Annotated in this window: 4 protein-coding genes; 1 reads left to right on the forward strand and 3 read right to left on the reverse strand. The window is 45.0% G+C overall.

All coding sequences use genetic code 11. The annotated features are described in order from the left end of the window. Positions 1-718: 718 nt before the first annotated feature. Entirely contained in the window at positions 719-1,006 is a 288-nt protein-coding gene (locus F6K49_RS35650; RefSeq protein WP_293027813.1) for a hypothetical protein, read from the forward strand. Between the two features lie 212 nt (positions 1,007-1,218). On the opposite strand, the gene F6K49_RS35655 is transcribed toward F6K49_RS35650, so the two are convergent. From F6K49_RS35655 to ggt, 3 genes are all read right to left on the reverse strand, one after another. Then, positions 1,219-2,301, reverse strand: a complete 1,083-nt coding sequence (locus F6K49_RS35655) for a pentapeptide repeat-containing protein (RefSeq protein ID WP_293027808.1) — start codon at positions 2,299-2,301, stop codon at positions 1,219-1,221. Further along, positions 2,294-3,217 (reverse strand): hypothetical protein, encoded by a 924-nt coding sequence (locus F6K49_RS35660; protein ID WP_293027804.1) that lies wholly within the window; start codon positions 3,215-3,217, stop codon positions 2,294-2,296. The genes F6K49_RS35655 and F6K49_RS35660 overlap by 8 nt, the downstream gene beginning before the upstream one ends. A gap of 128 nt (positions 3,218-3,345) precedes the next feature. Continuing rightward, a partial coding sequence (gene ggt / locus F6K49_RS35665; protein WP_293104377.1) for a gamma-glutamyltransferase occupies positions 3,346-4,702 on the reverse strand: 1,357 nt, incomplete at its 5' end.

Consider the following 4,702-nt stretch of genomic DNA (forward strand, 5'->3'; position numbering starts at 1 on the left):
TGGGGAGAGGGGGGGATGGGGAGATGGGGAGAGGGGGGGATGGGGAGATGGGGAGATGGGGCAGGGGCGCGGGAAGTGTGGGAAGTGTGGGAAGGGTGGGGAGATGGGGAGATGGGGAGATCTTACAAGGGTAGGTTTTTTACAAAGGGGCGAGTAGGTACTTTGATTACGTAGAAATTCCTCAAAATTCGTATCAAAATACACAATAATTTCCGGGATAATTCTCCCCATTTCCTGCTTTTCCCGACTCCCGACTCCCAGGGAGTGCGCGTTCACGCTTAGCTTTGAAAAAGCGCGGGGTCGCACCGCTCCCGATTCCCGACTCCCGACTCCCGACCTAAATGTAAACAACCTACCCCTGTGAGGATGGGGAGATCGGGAGATTTTTATTAGAGTAATTATACAGACATCCTAGAATCCCTGCTTAGTAAGCCAGAGAAAAGTAGTTTTCCATGCTTAATAGTATGTTTAACTACATTTTTGCTCATTTTAATCCTATGTCCTGATCTGTTGACAATAACCATAGCTGGTTAAATTTTATGGCTGGATTAAACACATTTTTGTAAAATAGTCAACAGTTAAAATTCTGACTTGGAATTTTATGTTAATAAACATAAACTGGAGTTACCACAGAGGTAAATTGGGGCTACTATAGTAACTTAAGTAATCATATAAACATAATCCCGGAAGGTAAAATATGATACAAGCTGCTGTCAAAATGCTAATTCCTTTCGAATCTCTTGTCGAAGCAATTACTACTCTGGAAATAGAAGACAAAATTAAGCTCAATCAAATCCTCGAAGAAGATATTGCTGAAGTCCAACCGCAAATTGCATTAGAAAAATTGTTACAGCAACCAGTGTCCGAAATGCAGTTTGAGCAATTTGAGCAACCTTTCCAAGCACCCGAGCCTGCCAAGACTGAAACCTCAAAGGTGTCTCTGATTCCCCTGTCTCCCCTGCTGCCTCTAATTCCCTTACGTACCTCAGGGGATAACGTTGCTTGAAGAAATGCGATCGCGGTCTTGTAATAGATCTTGTGGGTGCGTTAAGGCCAAGCCTAACGCACCCTACTCGCTACTGCATCAAGAGGAATTGCTAAAACTTATATAAAAAGTTTTTTCATAACTTTTTCCCGATTCCCGATTCCCGATTCCCGATTCCCGATTCCCGATTCCCTGCCCCCAGCGCTACAATTTACCGACAGATACTCCGTAACTTAACGAGGAATAATTACTATAGAGCTATCGCGGTCATCATCTTCAAAAATTGCCCCTAACCGCATCAAAACCCGTCTCATCTGATTAGAAATACCTCTATTTTTAGCGAACCTAGCCCCTTTAACTTTTGCCCCCCTAATGTCAGCATCACTAAAATCAGCCCCCCTGAGATTGGCACCATGTAACTCGGTAAGATTCATCTTCGCACTTCTGAGATTAGCACTCCTAAGGTCAGCATTTTCAAAGATAGCCAAACTCAAGTCAGCTCCCTGAAGATCAACTCCCCTGAGATCACTGTGACTTAAGTCAGTACGAATCAGCTCAGCTTTGCGTAGCTTGGCACGAATCAGATGGACATAACTCAAATTAGCACGAATCAGGCAGACTTGGGTCATATCTGCTAAACTTAAATCAGCACCTTTGAGATTAGTTCCCCTCAGTTTCGCACCTTTGAGATTAGCTTCACTAAGCTCAGCACGGCTCAAGTTAGCATAAGATAAATCAACACACCTCAAATCAGCCCCCCCCAGGTGGGCACGGATGAAGTTAGTGCCCTGAAGGTTAGCTCTGCTCAAAATCGCACTACCCAGATTAGCCCCCCTGAGTTTAGCCCCCTGGAGGTAAGCACCTCCCAATTTAGCCTCGCTAAGATTGACACCAGTCAGGTCAGTTTTCCTGACGTCAGCTCCCCTCAAGTCAGCACCACTGAGATCACCATCCCTGACATTAGCCCCATCTAATCGTATCCCCCTCAGGTCAGCACCACCAAGGCTTACCCCCTGGAGATTAGCACTCCTGAAGTGGCTCATGCTTAGATTCGCACGACTGAAATCAGCCCCCCTCAAGTCAGCATTACATAAGTTGGCACCTTGGAGGTTAGCCCCCCGGAAATCCGTTCCTCTGAAATCCGCTGCCATCAACCTAGCTTGGCTGAGGTCAGTGTAACTTAAGTCAGCTGCAGTGAAGTCATCAGCCAGATTCAGCCCAACCATTGCGGTCAACTGCTCAAGATTGTCTGTTTCTGCCACTAAAACCCGCTTGATCAGGCTTAGCAGAATCGGTTGAGATTTTTCCTCACCCATATTGCAATTCCACTCGAGACAGATAGGGCTTAAGTCTAGTTACCAACAAATGTTCCACAATCAGTCTGTTTAGCACAACGGTTTTATTGCGGGTAAGGTTTGAGGACCACAACCCCTCAACTTCAGTTACACAAATATCCCGCTGGGATACTTCAAAGATTGCTTGGATACAACAGGGTAAAGCAGTGACATTGACAGTTGCTAGCTTTACCCGATTCAGGGAACCAAATAAAACACCATTCCCCTTCTCTTCTTCAAAAATCCAGGCAGGATTTTCTGCCGAAACTTGATTGGTAATGTGGCACCAGGAAACTTGGTCAGTCTCGTGGGATGTCTCGTAGGATTGCAGTTGGGATGTCTCGTAGAATTCTGGTTGATATTCTAGTTGGGATGTCTCGTGGGATTGCGATTGGGTAGCTTCTGGAGTAACAACACCTCCCCCTTTTTCCCTGTTGCCATTAGGATCTGTTGGACGCTGGTTGATATCACAACTAGGCCATGATGACTGTTGATTACCTACTGTTACCAGTTGAAGATAACCACCAAGGTCACGGAATTCATAGGGGATATTACCATTTTGGAGATGAAGACGCAGTACTCCACCTTTGAGTCCAAATTTAACACGACCTTCGAGCAACTGTTCCCACTGTTGCTTAAATTGGATGGTTAGGTATAAATGAATCTGCGGGATTTTAGAGGGTTTTTGCCAAAACTTACGTTTTTGTTTATTTGGCGGAATCAGCGTTCCTTCCAATTTCATCCCTAAGCAATCTAGGCATTTATTCTTAGGCTCAGGTGGAGGCATGTAATAGCAAAGGGAACAGGGAATAGGGAATAGGGAATAGGGAGTAGGGAGTAGGGAGTAGGGAGTAGGGAGTAGCGATGCAGCGCGGTCTTGGGGAGCCAGTGCCTTCATGCGGGGGTTCCCCCCATGAGCAACTGGCGTGGTTTCCCCCACTCGCGCTTTGCATCAAGACGGGAGTAGGGAATTTACGATCCAAAACTCCCACAATTCCTACACGGATTGCTAAAGTAAATGCTATGTTAATAACCTAAGGTTAAGGCACCAGGTCGGCGAGGATCAGATGCACCTTCAAATGAATTGTTAATGTACATAATACTCTGGGTACTCCCCATAGCATTAGCCACCGAAATCTTATATCCTTTATACTTCAATAACTGGATTGTATCACCATTCAAACCCTGTTCTATAAAAAGTTGATCCGGTAACCATTGATGATGTACCCGAATGGCATTAGTAGCTGTAGCAATATTGAGCTGGTGATCAATTACATTCATAATCAATTGCAAAACGGTGGTAATAATCCTACTCCCCCCGGGACTGCCAGTGACTAGATAAGGGTTACCATCTTTGAGCACAATTGTTGGGGTCATAGAACTCAGCATTCTTTTTTCCGGTGCTATAGCATTGAATTCTGCTCCAGTTAACCCAAAAGCATTAGGGACTCCTGGCTTAGCTGAAAAATCATCCATTTCATTGTTGAGGAGAATACCCGTTCCCGGTACTGTAATTTTACTGCCATAGCTGAAGTTTAAAGTATAGGTATTAGCAACAGCATTGCCATACTTATCCATCACTGAATAATGGGTGGTATCATTGCTTTCTACCCGTTGAGTAGGATTACCAGGGGCAATTTCTGAACTGGGAGTTGCTTGATAGGGATTAATCCGTTGACGGATGCTTTCACCATAGGTTTTAGAGGTTAATTCAGCAATCGGAACGGGCACAAAGTCAGGATCTCCTAAAAACTTAGAACGGTCAGCATAAGCTAACTTCATACTTTCCGTCATTAAATGAATGGTTTGGGCAGTATTATGTCCCAGTTTCCGAATCGGAAATGCTTCTAAGGTATTCAACATCTGCACCAGATGGATACCTCCAGAACTTGGAGGTGGCATAGAATAAATCTCATAGCCCCGATAAGTGCCCCGAATCGGCTCTCGAATCACGGGTTTATAGGTCGCTAAATCCTCTTTGGTAATCAGACCACCATTGGCTTCCATGTCTGCTACGATAGCCGATGCGATCGCACCTTCATAAAAGGCTTTAGCCCCATGTTTAGCAATCAGCTTTAAACTACGGGCTAAATCCTTTTGTATCAAGATTTCCCCTACCTGATAAGGCACGCCCCCTGGCTTATAAAAAATAGCCATACTCGCCTCAGAAGCCTGCATTCGCTGCTGAGAGTATCTCAGAGAGCGGAACAAATCTTCAGAAACTGGGAACCCTTTTTCTGCTAATTCTATAGCTGGTTGTAATGCCCGTTCTAAGGAAATAGTGCCGTATTTTTCCAGTGCCATGGTTAACCCAGCTACGGTACCAGGAACACCTACAGATAAATAACTGTATCGAGACTTTTCTGGGTCAACCTCACCATTA

Source organism: Moorena sp. SIO3I6, from assembly GCF_010672095.1.